Raw genomic sequence first — 26087 nt, 5'->3', positions numbered from 1 at the left:
TCCTTTGACTACAGAGGCTTTCCTCATGGCTGACTGGCCCCTCTTCGAAGTTTTTATACGCAGCAAGCACGGCCTTAATCACAAGCACGTTGGTAGCGTACACGCCGCCGATCGCCGCATGGCCATTGAAAACGCCCGCGAGCTTTACACCCGTCGCAATGAAGGGGTGAGCATCTGGGTGGTTCCGGCCAGCGAAATCACCGCCTCTTCTCCCGACGAGAAAGAGCCGCTGTTTGACCCGTCTAACGACAAGGTCTATCGCCACGCATCCTTCTACAAACTGCCGAAAGAAGTCGGCCACATGTAAGGGAGGCAGCAATGCAAAACATATCTCATCAAAGCGCGGCTCATCGAAGCTCGGCTCAGAAAAACATAGCTCAAAAAACACACCCCCCGTTGATCGATTACCTGCTACGCCTTGGCGATAACGACTTGGTACTCGGCCAGCGCCACGCACAACTGTGCGGTAAGGCACCCGCGCTGGAAGAGGAACTGGCCTTAATGAACGTGGGCCTCGACCTCTTCGGTCAGGCCCGCAACTGGCTGGGCTATGCTGCTGAACTGATGACTGCTGAACTGGAAGGCCAGGGCCATGATGCCGACTATTTAGCCTTTCGCCGCGATGCCCAGGATTTTCGCAACCTGTTGCTCGTTGAACAGCCCAACGGTGACTTCGCCGACATCATGGGGCGCCAGTTCCTGTTCGATGCATGGCACGTCCACCTGCTTGACGGCCTGTCTCACTCCAGCGACCCACGCATTGCTGAAGTGGCCGCCAAGTCGCTTAAGGAAGCAACGTACCACTTACGTCGCTCCTCTGAATGGGTGATTCGCCTGGGCGATGGCACGGAAGAGAGCCACACCCGCATGCAGCGAGCGCTCGACAACCTCTGGCAGTTCACCGGTGAGCTACTGCAGGGCGACGAGGTTGATCAGGCCATGCTGGAAGCCGGTATTGCGCCAGCCCCAGAGACGCTGGCCACCCGCTGGAAAGCCACCGTGGAAGAGGTGTTTGAAGAAGCCACGCTGGAGCGCCCTTCCTACGAAGCTTGGATGTATACCGGCGGTAAAGTCGGGCATCACACCGAGCACCTGGGCTTTCTATTAGCGGAAATGCAATACCTGCCGAGGGCCTATCCCGATGCGACCGTCTGGTAACTATCCATCTGCGCTTAGCGATAATTGGCCCTCCAGCGACTTGATCGGCAGCGACCGCAGCGGATTGCCGCCAGCCGGTGACGAAGGCGATATCAACGCCGTGCTGGCGGTTTTACAGGAAGTGCCAGACCCGGAAGTGCCGGTGGTCAGTGTGGTTGAGCTGGGCATTGTGCGCGATATCGCTTGGCTTGATGGACGGCTGGTGGTCAATGTGACCCCAACATACTCCGGCTGCCCGGCCACAGAAGTTATCGAACAGCATATCCATGAAGCGTTGGTGGCCGCTGGCTATTCAGACCCGCTGATTCAGCGCCGCCTGTCGCCCGCCTGGACCACCGATTGGTTGACCGAAGCCGGACGCGAAAAGCTGCGTGCCTACGGCATCGCGCCACCGGTAGAAAGTGCTAGCAAACGTAGCCTGACGGGTCAGTCTGACCCGGTAGTGCCCTGCCCTTTATGTGGCAGCAACGCGACCGAACGCGTCAGCGAATTCGGCTCTACGGCTTGCAAGGCGCTCTACCGCTGCCGCGATTGCCTGGAGCCTTTCGATTATTTCAAGTGTCTGTAAAACGACGAGACCATTTCCCATGAGCCGATTTCACGCCCTAACCGTCAAGGATGTGCGCAAGGAAACCCATGATGCCGTTTCCATTGCCTTCGACGTTCCCGATGACCTGCTGGACGCCTTTCGCTTTACCCAAGGGCAGTACCTGACGCTACGTCGCGACATCGAAGGTGAGGATGTCCGTCGCTCCTACTCGATTTGCACCGGTGTCCACGAACATGAGCTGAGAGTCGCCGTCAAGCTGGTGCCGGGCGGCAGCTTTTCCACCTTTGCCAACCAGCACTTGCAGCCCGGTGACCGCCTGGAAGTAATGCCGCCCCAGGGCAAGTTCTTCGTGCCGCTCGACCCCAGCCGTGAAGGGCACTATTTGGCGGTGACCGCTGGCAGTGGTGTCACGCCCATTATGTCGATTGTTTCCACCACCCTGGAGAGCGAGCCAAAGAGCCGCTTTACCTTAATCTATGGCAATCGTTCCACCACGGGGACGCTGTTTCGCGAACGCCTTCAGGATCTCAAGGATCGCTACCTGGAACGCCTCAACATCATTTACGTGTTCAGCCGCGAACAACAGGAAATCGATCTTTACAACGGCCGGATCGACGCCGACAAATGCAACGCCCTATTTGACCGTTGGGTAGACGTATCCAAGCTCGACGCCGCGTTTATCTGTGGCCCGCACGAAATGACCGAGATCGTGCGTGGTGTTCTGACCCAACATGGAATGCCGAAGGAAAAAGTGCACTTCGAGCTGTTCACTACTGGGCTACCGACGGCAGGCACCAAGCGCCGCCAGGCGACGAAAGCGGTTCAGCTGAAAGCTGAAACCTCGCACATTAAAGTGATCATCGACGGCCGCACCATTGAGTACGACCTGCCCCGTAATACCCAGAATATTCTGGATGCAGGTAACGAGCATGGCGCGGATATACCTTTCTCATGCAAGGCCGGTGTGTGCTCCACCTGTAAATCAAAGGTCATCGAAGGCGAGGTGGAAATGGACGCCAATTACGCCCTGGAAGATTACGAAATCGATGCCGGCTACGTGCTGTCCTGCCAGTGCTATCCGATCAGCGACAGGGTGGTGCTTGACTATGACGAGGTATAAACCCTAACCCACCTACTTCCAAGCCGGCGAACGCGTCGGCTTAGTCTATGTTTTGCGGGAGAGTACGCAATGTCAGTTTTACAGAGTTACATCGCAGGCCAGTGGTTCGGAAAGACCGAATCCAAAGCGCTTATTAGCGCCATTAACGGCACAACCGTTGCGCATACCCACCAAGAAGAGATCAACTTCCGTGAAGCGGTGGCGTATGCCCGCAACACCGGTGTGAAAAATATGCTGGCACTGGATTTCCAGCAACGGGCCGCCATCCTTAAAGCGCTGGCCGCCTATATCCAAGAGCGTAAGCGTGAGCTCTATGCCATCTCTCACCACACTGGCTGCACCAAGGCCGACTCCTGGATCGACATCGACGGCGGTTTCGGCACCCTATTTACCTACGCCTCCACGGGCCGCAAAGAACTGCCCTCCGGCAATGTGGCCCATGAAGGCCCGGTGACCCAACTAGGTAAGGATAACCACTTCAATGGCACCCATATTCTGGTGCCCCGCCGCGGCGTCTCTGTGCACATCAATGCGTTTAACTTTCCCATATGGGGCATGCTGGAGAAGTTCGCGCCTGCCTTTTTGGCAGGCATGCCGTGTATCTTCAAACCGGCAACCGCCACTAGCTACCTGACCGAAGCAGCCGTGCGTGTCATCAACGACTCAGGCCTTCTGCCGGAAGGGGCGCTGCAACTGGTTATCGGCGGGGCCGGTGATTTACTGGATCACCTGGAAGAGCAGGACTTTGTCACCTTTACCGGTTCGGCAAACACCGCTCTCAAATTAAAAAGCCACCCTAACATCATGGCGAAGAGCATCCCGTTCAACGCCGAGGCGGACTCGCTCAACAGCGCCATCATGGCCCCGGATGTTAGCCCGGAAGACGAAGAGTTCGAAATCTTTGCCAAAGAAGTGGTCAAGGAGATGACCGCCAAGGCAGGTCAGAAATGTACCGCGATCCGCCGAATTTTAGTGCCTTCCGAGCATCTGGATGCATTGGCGAACACACTTAAGTCGCGGCTTGCCAACATTGTGGTCGGTGATCCTCATGAAGAAGGCGTACGCATGGGCGCGCTCTCTTCCCGTGACCAATTGAGAGACGTTAACCACGCAATTGAACAACTGCTAGAGACTAGTGAGTGCGTCTTCGGCAGAGACGGCAGCTTTAAGCCTGTCGGCCAGGGTGTTGAAAACGGCGCCTTCATTACTCCCCACTTGCTGATCAATCGTAACCCGTTGAACGACGGCGGCGCTCACGACATTGAAGCCTTTGGCCCCGTCGCGACGCTAATGCCCTACAGCGGCATCGACGAAGCCCTGACCATCGCCGCCAAGGGCAAGGGCAGCTTAGTGACCACGCTGACCACGAAAGACCCTGCCATTGCGGCTGAAATGATCCCCATTCTGGCCGCCCAGCACGGCCGCCTGCAGATTCTGGATGCTCAGGCGTCAAAGGAATCCACTGGCCACGGCTCTCCGCTACCGATGCTCAAGCATGGCGGGCCCGGCCGCGCAGGCGGTGGCGAGGAACTCGGCGGCATTCGTGCGGTTCACCACTATCTACAGCGCACCGCCATCCAGGGCTCTCCGAGCATGCTCGCGGCAGTCACAAAGGAATATGTGCGTGGCGCCAAGGTGATCGAGACTGACGTCCACCCGTTCCGCCGCTATTTCGACGACCTGCAGGTTGGGGAGTCACTGTTAACCCACCGCCGCACCGTCACTGAAGCCGACATCGTCAATTTTGGCTGCCTTTCCGGCGACCACTTCTATATGCACTTCGACGACATTGCCGCCAAAGAGACCCAGTTCGGCCAGCGCATTGCCCACGGCTACTTTGTGCTGTCTGCCGCTGCGGGTCTATTCGTTTACCCAGGCGAAGGCCCCGTACTGGCTAACTACGGCCTGGATACACTGCGCTTTATTACACCTGTGTTGGTCGGCGACACTATCCGCGCCCGCCTAACCTGCAAGCGCAAGATTGATCAGGGCCGAACTTCTCCCGATGGGCACCCACAAGGCGTGGTGATGTGGGACGTAGCGGTGACCAATCAAAACGATGAACTGGTCGCCAGCTACGACATTCTAACGCTGGTGGCCAAGCGGCAGTAACGCCTCAGCCGATACAGCCAGACAAAAAAGTAATACAAAAAACGGCTGACAGGGCGCTTACCCTGTCAGCCGTTTGTTTAGCAAGGACGTTAATAGCACCGTATTAATAGCGTAGCTTTAATACAGTAACTGCGGCAGAAAAAGCACGATCGCTGGGAATATAAGTACGAGCAGTGCGCGTATGGTACCGGCGACCCAGAAAGGCGTAACGCCGCGGAAGATAGTGCCTGTTGATACGTCCGGTAATACAGCCCGCAATACGAACACATTCATACCGACAGGGGGCGTTATCAAACTAATCTCAATGACGATAACCACCAGTATGCCAAACCACACCAAATCATAGCCAAGCCCCGCCACGACCGGGAAGAAGACCGGCACGGTCAGCAGCATCATCGACATGCTTTCGAATACACAGCCTAACAGTACGTAAATGGCCAAGATAACGAGAATTACCACGAAGGGGGCCACGTTCAGCCCGGTGACCAACGCCAGGAGGTCATTGGGAAGCCCCGCGCGGTTAATGAAATTAGCAAAGATTAGCGCCGTCAACACCACCGCAAACAGCATCGCTGTTGTTCGCACAGTGTCCATCAGGACATTCATGAGTATCGTCGGCGTCAAAGCACGCTTGAGCAGCGCAATCACAAAGGCACCCATTGCGCCAATACCCGCCGCTTCGGTTGGGGTGAATATACCCAAATAGATGCCGCCGATAACCAATACGAACAGCGCCAGGGTGCTCCCCACATTTTTTAGGGCCGAAAGGCGCTCGTTCCAGGGTACTTTTTCGGCCGCTGGCCCAGCGCTGGGATCACGCCACAGAACCCACTTAACCGCGCCGAGATACATCACAATGCCCAATATGCCGGGAATAAAGCCCGCTGCAAACAGTTCACGGATACTGGTCTCAGTAATGATGCCGTAGATCACCAGCATCACGCTGGGAGGAATCAGTATCCCAAGGGTTCCGCCCGCTGCAATGGAGGCTGCCGCCAGCGAGTCCTTGTAGCCGTACTTGCGCATCTGGGGCATGGCAACACGCCCCATAGTGGCGCAGGTCGCAAGACTCGACCCACAAATAGCACTAAAACCACCACAAGCCACGATGGTGGCCATCGCCTGACCGCCCTTACGGTGTCCAAGAAAACCATTGGAGGCCCGGAATAGCGCATCAGAGAGCCCAGCATGGGACACCAAGTTACCCATCAAGATAAACAGTGGTATCACCGATAGACCGTAGTCCCTAGCGGTGTCGACTACCCGGCGCGACGCCATGGCTTCAGCCGCGTTCCAGTTACCGGTCAGGTAGTAGAAACCCACAAAACCCACGATCCCCATGGCAAAAGCCAGAGGCATGCGCAGGAATACCAATATCAACAGCGCTGCAAACCCATAAAGTGCTTCAATCATGCTTATCTCCCTGGCTGACTGGGCCACCGCACTTAATCACACCCACGCCTTCTAGGAGGTAACTCACCGCTCGACCGAGGGTGAGTAGAGCGGAAAGAAACAGCATGATGGCAATCAGGTAAATAAGGTAACCATCGGGAATGCGTAGAAACTCAGTGACATCGCCCCACTCGAAAGCACGCACGCCAAGTGCCCAAACCCGTGTAGCGATCACCCATAAAGCCACGGCGATAATTAAGTTGACGATCATCTGGCGCAGCCATATCCAGCGCACAGGGAATATGGCATCCAAGAGATCCACGCTAACGTGCTCTTCACGCCAGCATGCTACTGGCAGTGACAAGAACACCACAGCGGCCAGCATCTGCTGGGTCAACTCGACGGTTCCAAGGATAGGTAAATTAAAGAAATAACGGCCTACTACATCAGCAGTCGTCAGCAGCATCAAGGCAAAGAGGGTGGCACCCGCCACCCCCTCCAGCGCCAGCTGCATGACCCTACCGACATTTGACCAGCGAGACGTCAGGATCTGCATAGTCGCCCTCCACTTGGCGAAGGGTAATTATGATTGTGGCACTAAGGATGCCACGCTCTCTTGTGTAGCAGCTTCTTCAAGCTGTTGGTGGAAGTAATCAAGCGCAGCCTGAGCATCGACACCCCGTTCACTTACGTTCTCGGACCAGGTGTCAACCAGGTCATTACTGATACCGCGCAGCGTCTCAAGATCTTCGTCGCCAAGGGCTGTAAAGGTATGACCCTGCTCTTCGGCGAACTCGACGCCCCGCTCATCGGATACATCCATCATGTAGCCAAACAGTCGCGATAACCGCTCACCCGAGACGTCTTCCACAGCGGCACGATCTTCTGCAGACATCTCATCCCAGATACTCGGATTCACTACAATGGTGAAGCTGCCTCGATAAAAGCCCCCATCCACCGTCAAGGTATAGGGAAATACCTCGGCTACCCGAAAGCTTCTAAGGCCTTCCGGCACCAGCATAGCGCCATCAATAACGCCCTGAGAGCCAGCTTCATAGACCCCGGTTGGCGGCAAAGCCACGCCGGTCAGATTAAGGGCATTAGAGAGATCTCCCATGACCCCGCCGCCGACGCGAATGCGCTCGTTCTCTAAATCAGCAAGAGTTTGGTACTGCTCACGACTAAAGATCCAACCCGGGCCATGTACCCCCGCAGCCAGCACATCAACGCCGCGATGCTCATCAGCTTGGGCTAAATGCTCCTGATGCGTATACCAATAAGCAGCAGAGGCGTTCTCCGAGGAGAAGTCTTCAAAGGTAGGAAATTCGGGTAACTGAGTGGCCAGAAAACGCCCTGCGTTATAGCCATGGAACACCCAAGTGGCATCAGCAATGCCATCGGCGACCATCTCCATCTGGGAGGCGGGAGGCCCAAGATCGTGTACAACGTCAACGGTCACGCGCCCGTCAGTGGCTTCTTCAATCCATGCTTTCCATGTTGGCCATACCATGGTGTTGATGCCGTGATTGGGACCAGCCCAGGTACTCACGGTGATTGTCGTTTGTGCAAAGGCGGAGGTGCTCAGCGTTGCGGCGGCAATAGCGCCGATCATCAGGTTTGTTGTTTTATTCACTTCTCTTTCCTCTGGTCGTCACGAACTGGGTAAAGCGCTCATCGTTTTTGTTGAATGATGTTGATAAGCCATGCGTGCGGTGAGTGAGATTGCTAGTTAATCACTCATTGCGCCTAACGTGATACTTTATTATTGAAATATATAAATTATACGAATCACGTTATTCATCACAATGCCTTTAGATACGTGGATCATGCAACGATCCATCAACTAATAGATTCTAATACTTAAGTATTAACTTACATTATTAACTTAAACTACAAACACTTACACCAAAAACATTGTTTCTTCGTGTGACTATCAATGGCTATATGGGGTTATTTTTCGCCCATTCTTTTGTTACACAAATCTTATCTATCGATACACTAACGACACACCACCGGCAAAAATGCGATCTGTCACCTGGGCTCGACTTCCCAGCATCAAGCCTCTAGCCAATTCTCTCCAGTTGCCGTTCAAGCTTGCGCATTGTATTAAGCAGATCACGATATTCACCAACGCTCAGGGTCGACACCAGGCCGGCCTCCCACGCCTGGGCTTCGGGCACTAACTTATTGAGTAGCGCTTGTCCGGCGTCCGTCAGTTGCAAGTCATGTAGTCGCTGATCCTGCTGTGAGGGCGTGCGGCTTATCAGTCCACGGTCTTCCAGTGACTGAATAGCGCGAGACACGCGAGCCTTATCCATATTGGTGTAAGCGCAGACCTTCTTAGCGGTTAAATCATCACAGTGGCTAAGCCAGGCAAGCACACGCCACTGGGCAATATTGAGTTCATAAGACTCGGCATAAAGCTTCTCTAACGCCTGGCTGATTCGGTCAGCTAAACGGTTAAGCTGATAGGGTAAAAATTGGTTGAGATCCAGCTCTACCCTGGCTGAAGATTCCAGTGACACATCGCCGTCTGCTTTATCCATCGTCATTTTGTTTCTCCTAAAGCCACCGTTTATCAGAAGTGGTGATGACCAAAATCCGCACGATAGCTGGGAATGTAGGCTCCAGCAATGCACCTATCATAAGGTGGAACAGTGCCGACAGATACTCTCCCTTGCAACCAATTTCACGATTTTATTTATTATACTTAAGTATTAATTTGCAATAATCACCTGATTTATTAAGAATTATCGTCAATACGATGCAAAAGACAGAGTGATTCGTCCATGAAACATTGGACATTTAGTTTCATTAGAAACTATCCTTCAAGCACACAACAATTCAATGAATACCTGAATCACCCTGATAGCACCGGAGATATCATGAGCAAGAAATTCGCGTCCCATGCCGATACCGAAGAGAAGAAGATCAGCTTCACCAAGCTGGCAGAAGGGCTCTATGCTTACACTGCTGAAGGTGACCCCAATACGGGCATCGTGATTGGCGATGACAGCGTGATGGTTATCGACACCCAGGCAACGCCCGTCATGGCTCAGGATGTCATCCGCCGTATCCGCGAAGTGACTGACCTACCGATTAAGCATGTGGTAATGACCCATTACCATGCCGTGCGTGTTCTCGGCGCTTCCGCGTACGATGCAGAGAATATCTACGCTAGCCAGAACACTTATGACCTGATCAACGAACGTGGTCAGCAAGACTATGAGTCAGAAGTCGGTCGTTTCCCTCGCCTGTTCAAGGGTGTGGACTCTGTGCCTGGCTTAACCTGGCCAAACATAGTTTTTCAAGAGAAGCTGACGGTTTACATGGGTGAGCGTGAGGTACAGATCATCCACCTTGGCCGCGGACATACCAAGGGCGATACCGTCGTCTGGCTGCCGAAGGAAAAAGTAATGTTTTCCGGTGACCTCGTTGAGTATGGCGCCACCCCTTACACCGGTGACGCTTACCACGAGGACTGGCCTGCCACGCTTGATCGCCTGCAATCCATGCAGCCCCAAAAGCTAGTGCCTGGCCGCGGTGATGCACTGCAAACTGCCGAACAGTGCCAGGAAGCCATTCAGGGCACTCGCGACTTCCTAAATGATATGTATGGAAGTGTTAAAGCGGGCAAGGCGGCGGGCAAGTCTCTCTCCGAGTGTTACGCCGAGACCTACGCGGTACTTAAGCTGAAGTATGGTCACTGGGTCATCTTCGATCACTGTGTGCCTTTCGATATCACTCGCTGCTATGACGAAGCAGGCTGCGAGTACCCGGATCCCCGCATCTGGACGGCAGAACGCGATACCGCTATGTGGCACTCGCTACAGGACGCCGTCGAAAATCAGTAAGTGCCACCAGTGACACCCACTGATCATGCCCAGCAGTCGGGTGTCACGCACCCGACGCTGAACGGGAGCAAATAGATGCCAACAACCTATAAAAATCCTGTCTATCCTTATCGGCGCCCGCCTGAACTCGATATTCAAGAAGTTCGCCACTATCCGGTAGTGATTGTCGGAGCGGGACCTAGCGGCCTCGCCGCCGCCATCGACTTGGCTCAGCAAGGCGTTAATTCGATTCTTCTGGACGATAACAACACCGTTAGCGTGGGGTCGCGGGCCCTGTGTTTTGCTAAACGTTCGCTGGAAATTGTAGACCGCCTGGGTTGCGTCGAGCCGATGCTTGCAAAAGGCGTCACCTGGCAGCACGGTCGCGTCTTCTTCCAGGATCGCGAGGTCTACGGCTTCAACCTGCTGCCAGAAGACGGCCACCGTATGCCCGCCTTTATTAACTTGCAGCAGTATTACTTTGAAGAGTTTCTGGTCAACCGCACTCACGACTTTCCAGAGCAAATTGACCTTCGTTGGAAACATAAGGTCATTGATGTCGATGCTCAGCCTAAGTGCTCCGCCATCAAGGTCTCTACCCAAGACGGTGATTACCAGCTGACTTGTGACTACCTCCTCGTCTCGGATGGAGCTAACAGCCGAATCCGAGACATACTGGGCCTTGAGTGCAAAGGCCAAGTATTTCAGGACAGGTTCCTGATTGCTGATGTGGTGATGAAGGCCGACTTCCCTACAGAACGATGGTTTTGGTTTGACCCGCCCTTTCATCCCAATCAGTCAGTCCTGCTTCACAAAGAACCGGACAATGTGTGGCGTATCGACTTCCAGCTAGGCAGGGACGCTGACCCGGAAGAAGAAAAGAAAGAAGAGAACATTCGCCCACGAGTGCAGGCAATGCTTGGCCAAGACGTGGAGTTCGAGCTTGAGTGGGCCAGTGTCTACACCTTCCGCTGCCGTAAGATGGATAATTTCATTCACCATAGCGTGATATTCATAGGTGACGCGGCTCATCAGGTATCCCCCTTTGGCGCCAGAGGTGCCAATGGTGCCCTACAGGGTGTGGATAATTTAGTGTGGAAACTAGCCCGCGTTCTCAAACAGCAGGCGCCAAAAACGCTTTTGTCCACCTACAACACTGAGCGCCAGCATGGCGCGGCAGAGAACATCCTTAACTCGACCCGCGCCACTGATTTTATTACCCCGAAGAGCCATATCAGCCAAGTGTTCCGAGATGTGACGCTGGAGCTGGCTGAGAAACATGCCTTCGCACGTAGCCTGGTCAACAGCGGTCGCCTTTCCATGCCCTGCCGCTATGACACCTCACCGCTCAATACACCCGATGTTAATGGTGGCCCGAGAGAACTGCGCCCCGGCAGCCCGGCCAAGGACGCTCCCATTCGATTGAGAGAAGAGAACGCCTGGCTACTCAATCAATTTGGCGATGGCTTTGTGTTGTTACTCGACGGCCGCTTTGAGGATGGACACACCGACACGCTTGCCACGCCGTTGAAAGAGCTGTTAGGCCGTCGCACTGATTTAAGCATGGTGGTCGTTGGCCCAGCAACGGATGAGCTTAGCGCTCTACCGCGCACAACCATCGTAGACGATGCAGAGGGGCTCGTGGCGCAACGATACGGCCTGAATTCAGGAGCCGGGTACCTTATTCGCCCTGATCAGCATATTGCCGCTCGCTGGCACGCCATCACTGCCCGCAAGGTTGACGACGCGTTAGACCGCGCGCTGGGTATTCATCTTGCGGGCGCCGTTGACACTACCTTCCAGGAAAGCTGCCATGCCAAGGCTTGAGCTGAATCCGAACTTCACTGATCCGGACGCCTTTTACGCCGCGCTAACGGCGCTGCATCGTGACCGCAGCGAAGCCGAGAGCGAGCGTATCAATGCACGCCTAATCCTGTTGCTTGCTAACCACATTGGCGATCAACGGGTGCTTGAAGAGGCAATTTCCCATGCTGGGTTAGTGGGCGATAAGTAGCCGACATACATTGTTCACTATAACGTTCAAATAACGCAGGACTTAACAATGACTGAACAATTGCAATATCAGAGCGGTTTTCATAATCACTTTTCAACTGAAGCACTTCCAGGGGCATTGCCGATTGGGCAAAACTCCCCTCAGAAGTGCGCTTATGGATTATATGCAGAACAACTAACCGGTTCCGCATTCACAGCGCCACGTCATCAAAACTTTCGCAGTTGGCTTTACCGCATTCGCCCTTCTGTCGTTCAGAGCGCTTACCAGCCACTAGAAAATAACAACGTACACACGGCCCCGTTAAACAAGCCAGCGGCGGATCCTAACCAGATGCGCTGGGATCCCGTTTCATTACCTAATGAACCGACTGATTTTATCGATGGCTTGTTTACCATTGCGGTGAACGGCGATGCGGGTACTCAAGCGGGCGTGGGCGTGCATGTCTACACCTTTAATAAGGACATGACAGAGCGGTTTTTTTACAACGCCGATGGAGAACTGCTTTTCGTTCCGCAAATGGGGGCCATTCGTCTACGTACCGAATTTGGTGACATTGAGATCGATAACGGTGAAATTGCCGTCATTCCTCGCGGTGTGAAATTCCAAGTGCGTAAAGCTCAGGGTGTTGAGGCTGCACGGGGGTATATTTGCGAGAACTACGGTAGTCCTTTAGAGCTGCCCGGCCTCGGCCCTATCGGGGCTAACGGCCTAGCAAACCCGCGTGACTTCCAAAGCCCTGTGGCAGCCTACGAAGACCTCGAAGGCGACTACCGCTTAGTGGCTAAGTTCTCTGGTCGTTTCTGGGAGACAAAACTAAACCACTCGCCGTTAGATGTGGTGGCGTGGCACGGCAACTGCGCGCCTTATAAATATAATCTTGCCAACTTTAACACCATCAATACGGTTAGCTTCGATCATCCGGACCCGTCAATCTTCACCGTATTGACGTCACCCTCCGATACACCGGGAATGGCTAATATTGATTTTGTGATTTTTCCGCCACGCTGGATGGTTGCCGAGAACACCTTTAGACCGCCCTGGTTCCATCGCAATCTAATGAGCGAGTTTATGGGGCTTATTCATGGCGAGTACGATGCAAAAGCTGAAGGCTTCACCCCTGGCGGCGCCAGTCTACATAACTCAATGTCGCCCCACGGCCCCGATGCTGAGACCTTTGAAAAGGCCTCCAACGCTGAGCTTAAGCCCCACTTCATAGGCGATACACTGGCCTTCATGTTTGAAAGCCGCTACTTCTTTCACCCGACCCCTGCGGCACTGAATGCTGACTTCCGTCAACGTGATTATGTGGATGTTTGGTCGACGCTGCGCTCCCACTTCAACCCAAGCCAGCCCTGAACCCTATACCACCCTGACGACAAGGATTGAATCACTATGAAACTGGCAACACTTAAGCAGGGCCGCGACGGAGAACTCATCATCGTCTCGCGTGACCTCTCCCGCGCTGTGAGCGCCGTTGATATTGCTCCCACACTTCAGGCTGCCCTTGAGAACTGGGAAGCGGTTAGCTCTCAGCTTGAAGAGCGCTATGCTCAGCTTAACAGTGGTGGTACTGAAAGCGCTTTTAAGCTTGATCAAAGTGCGTTGCACTCCCCGTTACCGCGTGCCTATCAGTGGGCTGACGGCTCCGCCTATCTGAACCATGTCCAGCTGGTACGCCAGGCGCGTAATGCCGAGATGCCTGAAACCTTCTGGACAGACCCGCTCATGTATCAGGGCGGTAGCGACTGCTTCTTGGCACCCACCGATGATATCGAGGCGGTGAGCGAAGAGCATGGCATCGACTTTGAAGGCGAGATCGCTGTTATCACCGATGACGTCCCGATGGCAGTCACGCAGAAGGAAGCTGCCAAGCACATTAAGCTAGTAATGCTGGTTAACGACGTGAGTCTGCGTGGTCTGATTCCAGGTGAACTCGCAAAGGGGTTCGGTTTTTTCCAAGCAAAGCCCGCCTCTTCGTTCTCGCCCATTGCGGTGACCCCAGATGAACTGGGCGATGCCTGGCAGGATGGTAAAGTGAACCTGCCACTGACCGTGCACTTGAATGGCGAGAAGTTTGGCGAGCCAGAAGCCGGGCCAGATATGATTTTTAACTTTCCACAGCTGGTGGCCCATGCGGCTAAGACCCGCTATCTCGGTGCCGGCGCTGTCATTGGTTCAGGCACCGTTTCCAACCCAGACCCCGACGGCGGCCCTGGAAAGCCGGTGGCTGACGGTGGCGTTGGCTATAGCTGTCTAGCCGAAGTGCGCATGGTGGAGCAGATACTGTACGGCCAAGTAAAAACCCCTTTTATGCGTTTTGGCGACCGGGTTCGTATCGAGATGTTCGACCGCGATGGCAACAACATATTTGGTACGATCGATCAGCAAGTAGTGCAGTACCAGCCCAAATAAAGGAAGGCAACATGACGACGCTTTACGGCTATTTCCGCTCGTCGGCTGCTTACCGGGTGCGTATTGCCTTAAACCTTAAGGGACTGGATTATGACCAGATCCCGGTCAACCTGGTGAAAGGTGAGCAACGGGGTGACGACCACCTGATGCGCAACCCTCAGGGGCTGGTGCCTAGCCTGGTGTTGGACGATAGCTCGGTGATTAACCAGTCACTGGCGATCTGCGAGTATCTCGATGAAGTACATCCCGAGCCTGCCCTGCTGCCGATTAACGCGTTAGAACGGGCGCGGGTTCGTGCGCTCGCTCAGTCGGTGGCCTGCGAGATTCACCCACTCAACAACCTGAGGGTACTCAAGTATTTAGTGAGAGAAATGGGAGCGGATGAAGCGGCTAAGCTAGCCTGGTACCACCACTGGATTGCCGAGGGTTTCACCGCTCTGGAAGCAACGCTCTCCAATGCCCCCAGCAGTGGAGATTTTTGCCATGGCGACACCCCTACGCTTGCGGATATATGCCTGATTCCCCAGGTGTACAACGCGGAACGTTTCGAGTGTGATTTGTCAGCCTATCCGACGATTCAGCGTATCGCTGCCAATTGTCGTTCACTGCCAGCCTTCGAAAAGGCAGCACCAGAGGTGCAGCCTGACGCCAGCTAAGTCAAGCTATACTAAGCAGGCTAACATAAGCGGGCGTCTTTCCATTCGGGAAGGCGCCCGCCTCGTGTCCGAAGGGGCATCACGTCCAACCATAAGGAGTTAAGGGGTGCTAAAGCTGCCCTCTACCGCCACCGTCGTGGCCCTGGCTGCAGTGACTGCGCTCGGCCCGCTGGCGACGGATATGTACTTGCCAGCCATGCCCGCCATGGCAGAAGCGCTGAATACTGGCCCAGACCGAATACAGCTGACCCTTAGCCTCTATATGGCTGGATTCGCTCTGGCCCAACTATTGTGCGGGCCAATCTCTGATCGCTTTGGCCGCCGCCCGGTGATGATCACAGGGTTATCGCTGTTTCTCGCTGCGAGCCTACTGTGTGCCTGGGCGCCTAGCGTCGAGTGGTTACTGGCAGGCCGCTTTTTGCAGGCCTTCGGCGGTGCTGCTGGACCGGTATTAGCACGGGCAGCGGTACGTGATATTCATGGCCCCATCGAGGCCGGACGTATCCTCGCCTATATGGCAAGTACCATGGCGCTCGCCCCTGCTCTGGCCCCTGTGGTAGGCGCGGGGTTACTGCTGTTTTTTGGCTGGGAATCGGTGTTCGTGGTGCTGGCGCTCTACGCGGCAGTGATGCTGGCGGTGCTGATACTTATGCTGCCCGAGCCGTTGGCGAAGGAGCGGCGGCAATCGATCCACCCGAAATCCGTACTGGCTAACTTTCGCTTACTACTGACTCAGCGTGCCTTTATTGGCTACACCTTGGTGAATGCTGCCGCGTTCTCCGGGTTATTCGCGTACCTTTCTGGCTCATCTTTTGTGCTCATCGAGTACATGGGCGTCGCCCCTACCCTTTATGGCGTGCTGTTCACGCTGATTGTCGCGGGCTTCTTCGTCGGGACGCTGGTCAGCGGCCGATATAGCCACCGCTTGGGTCGTGATCGCCTCATTACCCTGGGCACCGTAATCTGCGCAACTGGGGGCCTCGTCATGGCGGGCTTGGCTGCCGTTGGCGTCCATCACCCCTGGGCGGTGGTGGGCCCCCATATAGTGTTTATGCTGGGGGTGGGCATTTTGATGCCACAAACAATGGCCGGTGCACTGGCGCCCAACCCTCAATGTGCAGGCGCGACATCTTCCTTGTTTGGTTTTCTGCAAATGACAATTGCCGCTGTGGTAGGTGGATTAGTCGGGCAATTCCACGACGGCAGCTCGCGCACCATGGCCTTGACGATCGGGCTGATGGGGCTACTCGCCTTGCTAAGCCACTGGCTGCTGGTATGCCGCCGAAAAGAGGCTTAGTGGGTCGTTGTATAGATGCATAGCAAAAGGCCACGCATTGCGTGGCCTTTCATACCTATATGGATCGCCTCAAGCAGCTTCGACAGCGATGGTCTTCGAGCGACCTTCACGTAGCTCCTTCAGCAACGTCTCACGACGCTCGTTAGCTTTCTCAGCGGCAGTTTCGCGAACGGGTCCGAAACCACGAATCTCTTCCGGCAGCTTAGCAAGCGCTAATGCCGTGGCGTGATTCGTGCCATCAAGACGTGCCACTAACTCATCAATCAACTGCTCGTAATCAGCCAATAAGGCGCGGTCGAGCTTGCGGTCGGCGCTGAAGCGGAAAGGATCGAGAGCCGTGTTGCGCAAACCGCGCATCTTTGCCAACGCGCCCATTGCCTTCAGCATCCAGGGGCCGAAGCGGCGCTTCACTGGACGCCCCTGAGCATCCTTACGACCACCTATAAGCGGCGGCGCCAAGTGGAAGGTTAACTGGTAATCACCAGAAAACGTTGCTTTGATCTCATCCAGAAAATCGCTCTGGGTGTAAAGTCGCGCCACTTCATACTCATCTTTATACGCCATCAAACGATAGAGCTGATGAGCAACGGCCTCACTCAGTGATTGGCCACATTTTAGCGCTGTTTCTGCTTCACGCACTTTAGTCACCTGGGTCACGTAACGTTCAGCCCAGGCTCGGTTCTGATAGCGCTCCAGGTGGCGACGATTACGCGCTACCACTTCGTCCAGTGTGGCATTCGCGGACAGTGGCATCTTATCCAGGTGCTGCTGGAGGTAATCAGGTTCCACCGCTGCCAAGCGCCCCCAGGCAAATGCTTGGCGGTTCTTTTCCACTGCGACGCCATTGAGTTCTAGAGCACGCTGCAGCGCAGGCTCAGAAAGCGGCACCAGCCCTTGCTGCCAGGCAAACCCGAGCATCATCATATTGGAGAATACGGTATCCCCTAGCAGCTGTTCAGCTAGGCGATTGGCATCTAGAGAAGCAAAGCGTTCATCTCCTACCGCTTCACGCAACATGTTAAGACGCTTGCTGGGCTGCATATCCGCATCGCGATAAAGCACATAATCCGCTGTGGCTAGCTCGGCCAGATTCGCCACAATACGCGTGGTCGGCTGCAGCACATTCAGCGCTTTCTGAGAACTCGCCACCACCATATCGCAAGCGATCATCGCATCGGCCTGCCCCGCTTCGATACGTACCTGATTAAGCTCACTGGGCTGAGATGCCAAGCGCACATAGCTCAGTACTGCCCCACCTTTTTGCGCAAACCCCATAAAGTCGAGCACGCTGGAGCCCTTGCCTTCCAGGTGTGCCGCCATGGTGATCAGTTGCCCGATGGTCACCACCCCCGTGCCACCAACGCCCCCCACCAGCAAGTCGTAAGGGGCCGTCAAAGTGGCAATGGAGGGGTTAGGCAAATGCGCTATACGTTGCCAAAAGGCGTTATCTGCCGCAACGCCCTGGCCTTTACGCAGCCCGCCACCTTCTACAGTGACAAAGCTGGGACAAAAACCACTGACGCAGGACATGTCCTTGTTACAGGAGGACTGGTCGATTTTGCGCTTGCGACCTAGCTCGGTCTCGCGAGGCACCACCGATAAACAGTTGGACTGTACGGAACAATCACCACAGCCTTCGCAAACATGGTGGTTGATAAACACCCGGCGGGCAGGGTCTTCCAACTGACCGCGCTTGCGCCGACGACGTTTCTCAGCCGCGCATGCCTGATCATAAATCAACACCGTACAGCCTGGAATTTCGCGCAGCTCACGCTGCAGCGTATCCATCTCTTCGCGGCTATGGAAGGTAACCTCTTTAGGGAATTCCTTTTCATGCCCCCGGTACTTCTCCGGTTCGTCACTGACCACCATGACTCGGCGAACGCCCTCATCCAGCGATTGCCGGGCAATCATGGGCACGTTGATTTGCCCGTCCACAGGTTGTCCGCCCGTCATGGCAACCGCGTCGTTGAACAGAATTTTATAAGTAATATTAACGTTGGCAGCCACTGCCTGGCGCACGGCCATTGAGCCCGAGTGAAACCAGGTGCCTTCGCCTAAGTTCTGGAAAATATGGCCATTGCCGGTAAAGCGGCTCTTGCCCACCCAGTTAACACCTTCGCCACCCATCTGAATTAACGATTCAGTGCTGCGATCCATCCACGAAGCCATAAAATGGCATCCGATACCCGCCAGCGCCTTGCTGCCTTCGGGTACCTTAGTCGAGCTATTATGCGGGCAGCCGGAGCAGAAATAGGGCATGCGGCGTACACCGCCGAGCTCCTTAACGCCGGCTTGGCAAGCATCAACGGTTGCCAGCTTGTCGCTAAAATCAATCTTGAAAAAGCGCTCCAAACGCTCTGCCACGAAGCCTGCCAAGAGACGCGGGCTCAGCTCTCCAACAAAGGGAATCAAGGGCTTGCCGGTTTCATCTTGCTTGCCGGTCACGATGACCTCGCCTGGATGATCGGGTTCCGACATGTATTCCTTCAACTGGCTTTCGATGATGCCACGCTTCTCTTCAATGACCAGTACCTCGCGCTTGCCATGAATAAACTCAAGGATGCCGGGGCGATGGAGAGGCCACACCATCCCGACTTTGTATATTTCCACCCCCAATTCACGCAGCTTCGCTTCATCCAGCCCCAACAAACGCAGCGCCTCAAGTAAATCCAGGTGGCCCTTGCCTGTGGTAACCAGCCCAAACGTCGCCTGTTCCTGGCGAAATAGATACTGATCAATCGGGTTGGCCGTGGCAAAGGCCTGAACGGCGGCCAGCTTGTGCTCAAGGCGAGTCTCAAGCTGCGGTCCCGGCAGGTCAGGCCAGCGGTAGTGCAGCCCGCCTTCCGGCATTTCGAAATCCGGCGTTACATATTCCGGCAAAGGTGGCACGTCCACCGATGCGCCACTCTCTACGGTTTCGGAAACGGCTTTGAAACCCACCCAGCAACCAGAGAAGCGAGAAAGTGCATAGCCCCATAGCCCAAAGCGCTCGTATTCCGCCAATGAGGCAGGGCTTACGACCGGCATAAACCACGCCATAAAGGCGACATCCGACTGGTGTGGCATTGAGGACGACACACACCCATGGTCATCACCCGCGACCACCAGCACACCACCCGTCGGTGAGCTACCGTAGGCATTACCGTGCTTTAACGCATCGCCCGCGCGGTCAACGCCTGGCCCTTTGCCGTACCACATGCCAAAGACGCCTTCGACTTGCCGCTCAGGATCTGTCTCTACCTGTTGGCAACCAAGCATCATGGTAGCGGCCAGGTCTTCGTTGATCGCAGGGACAAAATCGATGTGATGCGCTTCCATAGCGGCTTTCGCCCGCCAAATTTCTTGGTCTACACCGCCCAAGGGCGAGCCACGATAGCCACTGATAAGCCCTGCCGTTTGGCGGCCATTGTGGCGATCAAGCTCGGCCTGACGTAAGGCGATCCGTACCAAGGCTTGGGTGCCAGTAAGAAAAATACGGCCTTCGCCGCGGCTATAGCGGTCGGCCAGCTGATAATTATCGAGTGCGATCTCGAGAGGCTGGGTAATAGAACCCGCCTGCTCAGCAATTGAGGGGGTTGTCATGAGAGTTCACCAGTACGGTTGAAAAGTTATGGTTGTAATACATTTGAGTCTAGCCAAGAGCGCACTAAAGGTGCTTGCTAATTAACTCTTCAAACGTCTGGTTATTAATCATTACTTTCATTTTTTTAGTTTTGACGCAATGATATTCAACAAACCACAAATAAATGAAATGGCACCATGAAAGAAGTAACCAAAGAAATTACCTTAGACAGGCATGATCAGCGCATTCTTACCCTGCTTCAGCAACAGGGGCGTATTACCAACAATGAGCTCGCCGAACAGATCGGGCTCTCCCCCGCTGCCTGTTGGCGACGCGTAAAAGCCCTGGAGGAGAGTGGCGTTATCCGCCGCTTTGCAGCGTTGGTGGAACCCAGCCTAGTGGGCCAACCACTATCAGCACTGGTCATGGTGACGTTGGTTCGCCACCACATCGACAACACCGTCGAGTTCGAAAACCGCATCCTGCAATACCCAGAAGTGCTGCAGTGCTATGCCACTACCGGCAACGCGGATTTCGTGCTTCGAGTGGTTATCGAAGACATGGCGGCTTATGACCGCTTTCTGAATGAGAAACTCTTCACCTTGGATGGCATTTCCCAGGTCAATTCCAATTTCGTGCTACGTAATATCAAAGAAGAGACCGCTATTCCGATTCGCTAACAAAACGCTGCTATGTAACGTCAACCGCAACGTTAGCCCACAACTTAAAACAGGAAGTGGCAGGGCAACTGGCAGCAGGCAAACCGGCTCATTGTATCCCTCTAACGTAAAGCGCCCCCATCTGTGGATGGGAGCGCTTCAATCTCTCTATTCAGATCTATTGAGCACTTGTTCCTGAAAAGCTTCAGGAAGCCGGTTGACGTAATCGCGGGCTAGCGAACTCTCCTACCACGGTGATCAGCACCAGCAGTGCTAGCAACCACGGCCACTGAGTACCTATCTGGAGTGTCGCTAGGCCCAGCGTATCAATGAAAATTAACACGATGCCTAATGGGCTGACGTAACGCACCATAAATAGCCACAGTGCATGCTGGGTACGGGAGAGCCCTAGCTCCTCCCTGAATATTTCAGTACGCAGCAGGAAACCTGCCATTAGCGCCATACCCAAACCGCCTAACGGCATCATCCAGCGGGAGGTCAGGTAGTCCAGCCAATCGAAGAAAGTGCGACCTGCAAACGTCCAATCCGCGCCCATGTTGAATGACAGCATTGCCAAGGTACTCACCAACCACAGCACGATACCCACACCCCACGATGCTCGTTTACGCGTCAGCCCTTTGCTTGCAACAAGCCAGGCGACTGTCGCCTCAATCATCGAAATCGACGACGTAAGCGCAGCCATCGACAGCATGACAAAGAACAGAACGCCAAACAGCGTACCAAACGGCATCGCTTGGAAGGCCAATGGCAAGCTCATGAAGATCAATCCTGGCCCTTGGCCGGGATTCATTCCGTTTGCGAAAATAATCGGGAAAATAGCCAAGCCTGCCATTAGTGCGACAACGGTATCGGCAATGGCCACGCTGAATGTCGTGCGCGCGATGGAGTGCCCTTCTGGCAGGTAAGAGCCGTAGGTAAGAATCGCACCCGATGCGAGCGACAAGGTAAAGAAGGCATGCCCCAGCGCTGCTAATAATCCTTCACTGCTTAACCCTTCGGTATTGAAAGAGAACAGGAAAGACCATGCTTCAGCAAAGCCACCGGAAAAAGCACCGTAGCCGATCAATATACCCAGCATGATCACCATACCTGGCATCATCCAACTGACACTCTTTTCAATGCCAGCCTGCACGCCTTTGCCGACGATGAACATGGTCAGCACCGTCACTAGCGTGCTCCAAGCACCTAGCGTGAAAGGGTTGGCATTATTAGCGGCGAAAATTGCCGCCATGTCATCGACGCTATTGCCTGCCAGTCCGCCGCTCAGCATTTTCCACAGGTAGGAGAATGACCAGCCAGCGACCACCACATAGAAAGACAAAATCATGAAGCCACAGAGCATGGCCATCCAGCCGAAGATCGACCAGAAGCTACCATGACCCGATTCATGCACCACCCGACGGATAGCGTCAACCGGGCTTCCTCGCCCGCGGCGGCCAAAACTGATTTCAGCCATCATGATGGGGACGCCTACCGCCAATATGCAGGCCAGGTAGACCAGCACGAAAGCGCCACCCCCGAACTCGCCCGTGATGTAAGGAAACTTCCAGATATTACCGAGTCCCACTGCAGAACCAGTGGCTGCCAGTACAAATCCCCAGCGGCCCAGCCACAGCGTATTGGGAGGCGTATTTGTCGTTGTCATTGGGAAACCTTATAAATTGATATTGTTTTTTAGGCTATTTATTTATGAGCAGCTAGAACAGCTACTTAAGAGCGATTAGCTACTTATAAAAGCCAACCAACTGTGATCAACCAGTCATAAAGAGCAATCTATAAAGAGTCTATGGGGATAGCGATAGGGCAGGAATGGGGTCACATCACATTGAGCGCGATGCTACCCACATAAGCGAGTCTCAACTGTAAACTAATCGTTACGCGTAAGAGGATATGCCGAGGGCTGGGGTCTTGCCGTTGCGTTTTTCTGACACCCCGTAAACAAATCGTGACAGTTAATTCACCTGCCATGGGACTTTTTAAGAATCTTCTTGAGCACCAATGCCGTAACGCTTGAGCTTATTGGCAATAGTGGTGTGCGAAACGCCCAACCGCTTTCCTAACTGGCGGCTGGAAGGATGCTGTTGATACAACGTACTTAAGATATTTCTTTCCACCTCCCCTAACATGTCGCTCAAGCTTCCCTCTAAGGGAATGCCAGTAAGCGCAGGCGACACTTCGCTCTGCGGAAGGCGCAAATGCGCTGGCTGAATGGCCGTCTCTTCGCATAATGACACCGCCTGAAACAGCACATTTTCCAACTGACGCACATTACCCGGCCAGTCGTAGCCGGTTATCTTTTCCAACGCAGCAGTCGAAAGCTCCGGTAAAGGACAGCCTATCTGACGCGCCGCACGATCAAGCACATAGGCCGCCAAGTCTTCGATGCCGTCCAGGCATTCGCGCAAAGGGGGCACCTGTAGAGAGAGCACATTGAGACGGTGATAAAGATCTAGCCGAAACAGACCTTCACTACATAGCTGAGGTAGGTTTTGCTGAGTGGCGCAGATCACCCGCACATCAAGAAAGGTTTCTTCGTCGCTCCCAACTCGACGGAATCCGCCATCCTGAAGGAAGCGTAACAGTTTCGTCTGCAGCCGAGGGCTCATTTCACCGACTTCATCAAGAAAGACCGTACCGCCTGCATTAAGCTCCAGAAGGCCAAGCTTTCCTTCCGGGCGAGCGCCCTCGAAGGCACCGGGTGCGTAACCGAAAAGCTCTGTTTCGGCCATTGATTCAGGAAGCCCAGCACAATTAAGCACCACGAACGGCGCTTGCCCACGGGGGCTGGCCAAATGACAGGCTCTGGCCACTAGCTCTTTCCCGGTTCCCGTTTCACCCATAATCAGTAGCGGTGCGTCTAATGGCGCCATGCGACGCGCCTCGTTGATCACGGCCTCCAATCGCGAACTCGATTGAAAGATGGCTTCAAAGCCACGCAGCTCTTGGCGCTGTACTTGATAAATACGGGCACCGATGCGGTCAGCACGATGTAACGTCACAACCGCTCCGGCTAATGAATCTACATTCGTGTCTTCGGTGTGCAGGGGAGCGATATCAGCAAGATAGGTATCGCCTTTCAGCTTGATCCGCAGCCCATTGATGCGTGAGTTGTTACGGCGAATTAAATCGGGAAGGTCTACCTCATCAAGGTAACGATCCAGCGAGAGCCCTGGTACTTCTTGAACACGCACCCCCAATACCTGGACAGCAATACGGTTGGCCGCCACAATCCGACCCTGCATATCTATCGACATCACTGGGTCAGAAAGCGAGGATAGCAGCGCATCCAACTCCAAATGGCGCCGTTCGCTGGGCATCAAGCTGGCGCGCTTAACGCCAAACACACCGGGAATGCCTTCCAATACTGGTTTAAGCGTACTCAACTGAGCATTAAGTAATTGTGGGACATGTAGATAGATGGTACTGCCGTGATCGCCCCCCACTTCACCTCGCGCGACATTAATTCTGTAGTCAGCAAATTGGGCCACAATATCGCGAAGAATGCCGATTCGATTCTGACAGTGAAATTTAAGACGCATAGAACCCTCACAGCACAAAACAAACGCAGTTACTTAGCCACCTTCCACCGGCAACCCCTGCTCCTCTTTCATACTACGCAGTATTATTTCAGAGCGAACCTGGGTGACATTAGGATGAGGTAATAAATGATGATGAATAAAGTCCGAAAACGCTGTTAGATCCTTGGCGATGATATGTAACACATAGTCTGCGTCTCCCGACACAGAATAGGCCTCACGAACCATGGCGTGCTTCGTCAGTAATGTCACAAAATCATCATCCATGCTTTCACCATGAGCTTTGAGATTAACCCTGGTGATAGCGCGCAGCCCAAACCCTAGGCTAGTAGCATCAAGCCTAGCCGAATAGCCCTTAATCACACCTTCGGCTTCTAGCCGCGCTTTGCGTCGGGAGCACTGAGAAGGAGACAGGCTGACTCGCTCACCCAGCTCTGAATTGGTGAGGGCTGAGTTCTTTTGCAATGCTGACAAAATTGCAAGATCATAACGATCCAATGAAATTCCGTGCATACAGCACTCCTTTTGCGCACATTATATGCACTATTTGGCTGCATCTTAGGTTAGTTTGCAACCTAATTGTACCGGCTCTTCCCTATACTGAACTTGTCACCCAACAAGACAATAAAGGAGAGACAACGATGGGCCCCTTCCCTCATGACGCACCCAAAGCAACCATAAATGATGCAAACCCAGCGGGCACAGATGGCTTCGAGTTTGTTGAATTTGCACACCCCGAGCCGGAAAAACTAGATAGTTTATTTCGGCAAATGGGTTTCGTTCCCGTTGCAAAACATCGTGACAAGTCGATCACCGTTTATCGTCAAGGCGATATCAACTACCTGCTTAACAGTGAGCCTAACTCGCATGCGTCAGCATTTATTCAGGCGCACGGCCCCTGTGCTCCAGCAATGGCTTGGCGCGTCGTTGATGCTCAGCATGCGCTAAAACGTGCCGTCGACTTGGGTGCAGAAGAGTTCACAGGTAATAAGTCCATCGATGCGCCTGCGGTTATTGGCATAGGCGGTTCGCTGCTTTACTTTATTGATACGTATGGCGAAAAAGGCAGCTGTTATTCAAACGAATTTGAGTGGTTCGATGAGGTAGATCCTAATCCTAAGGGGTTTGGTTTTTACTATCTTGATCACCTCACTCATAACGTTATTCGCGGCAATATGGACACATGGTATAAGTTTTACCATGACACCTTTAACTTCCGCGAAATACGCTACTTTGATATCACCGGTAAAATGACAGGTCTTACCAGCCGTGCATTGACTTCTCCAGATGGTAAAATTCGCATACCCATTAACGAAAGTGCCGACGATCACAGCCAGATTGAAGAGTACTTGCGCGAATATAACGGCGAAGGCATTCAGCATATCGCCATTGCCACAAACGACATCTACTCCGGTACTGACTTAATCGCTGATGCAGGTCTCGAATTTATGCCTGGCCCGCCGAGCATCTACTACGAAAAGTCGCTAGAGCGTGTTAAAGACCACCAGGAGCCTCTCGATAAACTGCGCAGCCGTGGCATTTTGATTGACGGCGAAGGTGTCGTGGGCGGCGGCGAAACCCGAATTTTGCTACAAATTTTCTCCAAAACGGTGATTGGCCCCATCTTTTTCGAGTTCATCCAGCGTAAAGGCGATGATGGTTTTGGAGAGGGCAATTTTAAAGCACTTTTCGAGTCCATCGAAGAGGATCAGATTAACCGCGGCGTGTTGCAAAGTACCGCTGAATAGTAAAAGGGCACACC

At 54.0% G+C, this 26087-nt stretch carries 22 protein-coding genes; 14 read left to right on the top strand and 8 right to left on the bottom strand.

Annotation, left to right across the window (positions count from 1 at the left end; translation table 11 throughout):
* The first annotated feature begins 25 nt into the window (after positions 1–25).
* The 5 genes from paaB to paaZ all read left to right on the top strand — a co-directional run bounded on the left by paaB (position 26) and on the right by paaZ (position 4940).
* Positions 26–307, top strand: coding sequence for a 1,2-phenylacetyl-CoA epoxidase subunit PaaB (gene paaB / locus HZS52_RS07015; RefSeq protein ID WP_022521442.1), 282 nt, complete (start codon positions 26–28; stop codon positions 305–307).
* Positions 308–318: 11 nt separating this feature from the next.
* Positions 319–1158 carry a 1,2-phenylacetyl-CoA epoxidase subunit PaaC gene (paaC, locus tag HZS52_RS07010; protein WP_190374403.1) on the top strand — a complete coding sequence of 280 codons (840 nt, stop codon included), beginning with the start codon at positions 319–321 and terminating at the stop codon, positions 1156–1158.
* Positions 1142–1726, top strand: coding sequence for a 1,2-phenylacetyl-CoA epoxidase subunit PaaD (paaD, locus tag HZS52_RS07005; RefSeq protein WP_223828075.1), 585 nt, complete (start codon positions 1142–1144; stop codon positions 1724–1726). Before paaC ends, paaD begins: the two co-directional genes overlap by 17 nt.
* A 19-nt stretch (positions 1727–1745) precedes the next feature.
* The gene (gene paaE, locus HZS52_RS07000; RefSeq protein ID WP_190374402.1) at positions 1746–2828 is read left to right on the top strand and encodes a 1,2-phenylacetyl-CoA epoxidase subunit PaaE; all 1083 of its coding nucleotides are present in this window, start codon (positions 1746–1748) and stop codon (positions 2826–2828) included.
* Between the two features lie 69 nt (positions 2829–2897).
* Complete coding sequence (gene paaZ / locus HZS52_RS06995; protein WP_190374401.1) at positions 2898–4940, top strand: phenylacetic acid degradation bifunctional protein PaaZ; 2043 nt, start codon at positions 2898–2900, stop codon at positions 4938–4940.
* A gap of 117 nt (positions 4941–5057) precedes the next feature.
* Here paaZ and HZS52_RS06990 read toward each other — a convergent pair whose 3' ends face one another.
* The 4 genes from HZS52_RS06990 to HZS52_RS06975 form a co-directional block, all read right to left on the bottom strand.
* Positions 5058–6353, bottom strand: a complete 1296-nt coding sequence (locus tag HZS52_RS06990; RefSeq protein ID WP_190374400.1) for a TRAP transporter large permease — start codon at positions 6351–6353, stop codon at positions 5058–5060.
* Entirely contained in the window at positions 6346–6888 is a 543-nt protein-coding gene (locus HZS52_RS06985; RefSeq protein ID WP_022521436.1) for a TRAP transporter small permease, read from the bottom strand. Before HZS52_RS06985 ends, HZS52_RS06990 begins: the two co-directional genes overlap by 8 nt.
* 27 nt (positions 6889–6915) lie before the next feature.
* A complete protein-coding gene (locus HZS52_RS06980) occupies positions 6916–7965 on the bottom strand; it encodes a TRAP transporter substrate-binding protein (protein WP_190374399.1) in 1050 nt (349 codons plus the stop codon).
* A 430-nt stretch (positions 7966–8395) separates the two neighbouring features.
* Positions 8396–8884: a MarR family winged helix-turn-helix transcriptional regulator gene (locus tag HZS52_RS06975; RefSeq protein WP_022521435.1), complete on the bottom strand. Its 489-nt coding sequence runs from the start codon at positions 8882–8884 to the stop codon at positions 8396–8398.
* A gap of 333 nt (positions 8885–9217) precedes the next feature.
* Here HZS52_RS06975 and HZS52_RS06970 point away from each other — a divergent pair, with 333 nt between their 5' ends.
* The 7 genes from HZS52_RS06970 (at position 9218) to HZS52_RS06940 (ending at position 16544) form a co-directional block, all read left to right on the top strand.
* Positions 9218–10186: an MBL fold metallo-hydrolase gene (locus tag HZS52_RS06970; RefSeq protein ID WP_190374398.1), complete on the top strand. Its 969-nt coding sequence runs from the start codon at positions 9218–9220 to the stop codon at positions 10184–10186.
* Between the two features lie 75 nt (positions 10187–10261).
* Entirely contained in the window at positions 10262–11992 is a 1731-nt protein-coding gene (locus tag HZS52_RS06965) for an FAD-dependent oxidoreductase (RefSeq protein ID WP_138800680.1), read from the top strand.
* Positions 11979–12179 carry a DUF2783 domain-containing protein gene (locus HZS52_RS06960; protein WP_138800681.1) on the top strand — a complete coding sequence of 67 codons (201 nt, stop codon included), beginning with the start codon at positions 11979–11981 and terminating at the stop codon, positions 12177–12179. The genes HZS52_RS06965 and HZS52_RS06960 overlap by 14 nt, the downstream gene beginning before the upstream one ends.
* 48 nt (positions 12180–12227) lie before the next feature.
* Positions 12228–13535 carry a homogentisate 1,2-dioxygenase gene (gene hmgA, locus HZS52_RS06955; RefSeq protein WP_138800682.1) on the top strand — a complete coding sequence of 436 codons (1308 nt, stop codon included), beginning with the start codon at positions 12228–12230 and terminating at the stop codon, positions 13533–13535.
* Between the two features lie 36 nt (positions 13536–13571).
* Positions 13572–14591 carry a fumarylacetoacetate hydrolase family protein gene (locus tag HZS52_RS06950; RefSeq protein ID WP_022521430.1) on the top strand — a complete coding sequence of 340 codons (1020 nt, stop codon included), beginning with the start codon at positions 13572–13574 and terminating at the stop codon, positions 14589–14591.
* A gap of 11 nt (positions 14592–14602) precedes the next feature.
* Positions 14603–15247, top strand: a complete 645-nt coding sequence (gene maiA, locus HZS52_RS06945) for a maleylacetoacetate isomerase (RefSeq protein WP_138800684.1) — start codon at positions 14603–14605, stop codon at positions 15245–15247.
* A 106-nt stretch (positions 15248–15353) separates the two neighbouring features.
* Positions 15354–16544, top strand: a complete 1191-nt coding sequence (locus tag HZS52_RS06940) for a multidrug effflux MFS transporter (protein WP_190374397.1) — start codon at positions 15354–15356, stop codon at positions 16542–16544.
* Positions 16545–16613: 69 nt separating this feature from the next.
* On the opposite strand, the gene HZS52_RS06935 is transcribed toward HZS52_RS06940, so the two are convergent.
* Complete coding sequence (locus HZS52_RS06935) at positions 16614–20129, bottom strand: indolepyruvate ferredoxin oxidoreductase family protein (RefSeq protein ID WP_190374396.1); 3516 nt, start codon at positions 20127–20129, stop codon at positions 16614–16616.
* A 177-nt stretch (positions 20130–20306) separates the two neighbouring features.
* Between HZS52_RS06935 and HZS52_RS06930 the strand changes: the two genes are divergently transcribed.
* Positions 20307–20789, top strand: a complete 483-nt coding sequence (locus HZS52_RS06930; RefSeq protein WP_190374395.1) for an Lrp/AsnC family transcriptional regulator — start codon at positions 20307–20309, stop codon at positions 20787–20789.
* Positions 20790–20973: 184 nt separating this feature from the next.
* Here the strand turns inward: HZS52_RS06930 and HZS52_RS06925 are convergent, their stop codons facing one another.
* The 3 genes from HZS52_RS06925 to HZS52_RS06915 form a co-directional block, all read right to left on the bottom strand.
* On the bottom strand, positions 20974–22434 hold the full coding sequence (locus HZS52_RS06925; protein ID WP_041159076.1) for a sodium-dependent transporter: 1461 nt from the start codon (positions 22432–22434) through the stop codon (positions 20974–20976).
* A 331-nt stretch (positions 22435–22765) separates the two neighbouring features.
* A complete protein-coding gene (locus HZS52_RS06920; protein WP_159177587.1) occupies positions 22766–24328 on the bottom strand; it encodes a sigma-54-dependent transcriptional regulator in 1563 nt (520 codons plus the stop codon).
* A gap of 33 nt (positions 24329–24361) precedes the next feature.
* Positions 24362–24838, bottom strand: a complete 477-nt coding sequence (locus tag HZS52_RS06915) for an Lrp/AsnC family transcriptional regulator (protein ID WP_022521423.1) — start codon at positions 24836–24838, stop codon at positions 24362–24364.
* Positions 24839–24966: 128 nt separating this feature from the next.
* Between HZS52_RS06915 and hppD the strand changes: the two genes are divergently transcribed.
* Positions 24967–26073, top strand: coding sequence for a 4-hydroxyphenylpyruvate dioxygenase (gene hppD, locus HZS52_RS06910; protein ID WP_190374878.1), 1107 nt, complete (start codon positions 24967–24969; stop codon positions 26071–26073).
* Positions 26074–26087 lie beyond the last annotated feature (14 nt).

Origin of the sequence: Vreelandella titanicae, assembly GCF_014697095.1 — a bacterium.
In the GTDB taxonomy this organism is placed as follows: domain Bacteria; phylum Pseudomonadota; class Gammaproteobacteria; order Pseudomonadales; family Halomonadaceae; genus Vreelandella; species Vreelandella titanicae.
This window is presented reverse-complemented; position numbering and strand designations above follow the sequence as displayed.

What these genes read in the sequence shown, in the direction of transcription:
- paaB (WP_022521442.1), top strand. Translation starts at nt 26, where the DNA reads ATGGCTGACTGGCCCCTCTTCGAAGTTTTTATACGCAGCAAGCACGGC.
- paaC (WP_190374403.1), top strand. Translation starts at nt 319, where the DNA reads ATGCAAAACATATCTCATCAAAGCGCGGCTCATCGAAGCTCGGCTCAG.
- paaD (WP_223828075.1), top strand. Translation starts at nt 1,142, where the DNA reads ATGCGACCGTCTGGTAACTATCCATCTGCGCTTAGCGATAATTGGCCC.
- paaE (WP_190374402.1), top strand. Translation starts at nt 1,746, where the DNA reads ATGAGCCGATTTCACGCCCTAACCGTCAAGGATGTGCGCAAGGAAACC.
- paaZ (WP_190374401.1), top strand. Translation starts at nt 2,898, where the DNA reads ATGTCAGTTTTACAGAGTTACATCGCAGGCCAGTGGTTCGGAAAGACC.
- HZS52_RS06990 (WP_190374400.1), bottom strand. Translation starts at nt 6,353, where the DNA reads ATGATTGAAGCACTTTATGGGTTTGCAGCGCTGTTGATATTGGTATTC.
- HZS52_RS06985 (WP_022521436.1), bottom strand. Translation starts at nt 6,888, where the DNA reads ATGCAGATCCTGACGTCTCGCTGGTCAAATGTCGGTAGGGTCATGCAG.
- HZS52_RS06975 (WP_022521435.1), bottom strand. Translation starts at nt 8,884, where the DNA reads ATGACGATGGATAAAGCAGACGGCGATGTGTCACTGGAATCTTCAGCC.
- HZS52_RS06970 (WP_190374398.1), top strand. Translation starts at nt 9,218, where the DNA reads ATGAGCAAGAAATTCGCGTCCCATGCCGATACCGAAGAGAAGAAGATC.
- HZS52_RS06965 (WP_138800680.1), top strand. Translation starts at nt 10,262, where the DNA reads ATGCCAACAACCTATAAAAATCCTGTCTATCCTTATCGGCGCCCGCCT.
- HZS52_RS06960 (WP_138800681.1), top strand. Translation starts at nt 11,979, where the DNA reads ATGCCAAGGCTTGAGCTGAATCCGAACTTCACTGATCCGGACGCCTTT.
- hmgA (WP_138800682.1), top strand. Translation starts at nt 12,228, where the DNA reads ATGACTGAACAATTGCAATATCAGAGCGGTTTTCATAATCACTTTTCA.
- HZS52_RS06950 (WP_022521430.1), top strand. Translation starts at nt 13,572, where the DNA reads ATGAAACTGGCAACACTTAAGCAGGGCCGCGACGGAGAACTCATCATC.
- maiA (WP_138800684.1), top strand. Translation starts at nt 14,603, where the DNA reads ATGACGACGCTTTACGGCTATTTCCGCTCGTCGGCTGCTTACCGGGTG.
- HZS52_RS06935 (WP_190374396.1), bottom strand. Translation starts at nt 20,129, where the DNA reads ATGACAACCCCCTCAATTGCTGAGCAGGCGGGTTCTATTACCCAGCCT.
- HZS52_RS06930 (WP_190374395.1), top strand. Translation starts at nt 20,307, where the DNA reads ATGAAAGAAGTAACCAAAGAAATTACCTTAGACAGGCATGATCAGCGC.
- HZS52_RS06925 (WP_041159076.1), bottom strand. Translation starts at nt 22,434, where the DNA reads ATGACAACGACAAATACGCCTCCCAATACGCTGTGGCTGGGCCGCTGG.
- HZS52_RS06920 (WP_159177587.1), bottom strand. Translation starts at nt 24,328, where the DNA reads ATGCGTCTTAAATTTCACTGTCAGAATCGAATCGGCATTCTTCGCGAT.
- HZS52_RS06915 (WP_022521423.1), bottom strand. Translation starts at nt 24,838, where the DNA reads ATGCACGGAATTTCATTGGATCGTTATGATCTTGCAATTTTGTCAGCA.
- hppD (WP_190374878.1), top strand. Translation starts at nt 24,967, where the DNA reads ATGGGCCCCTTCCCTCATGACGCACCCAAAGCAACCATAAATGATGCA.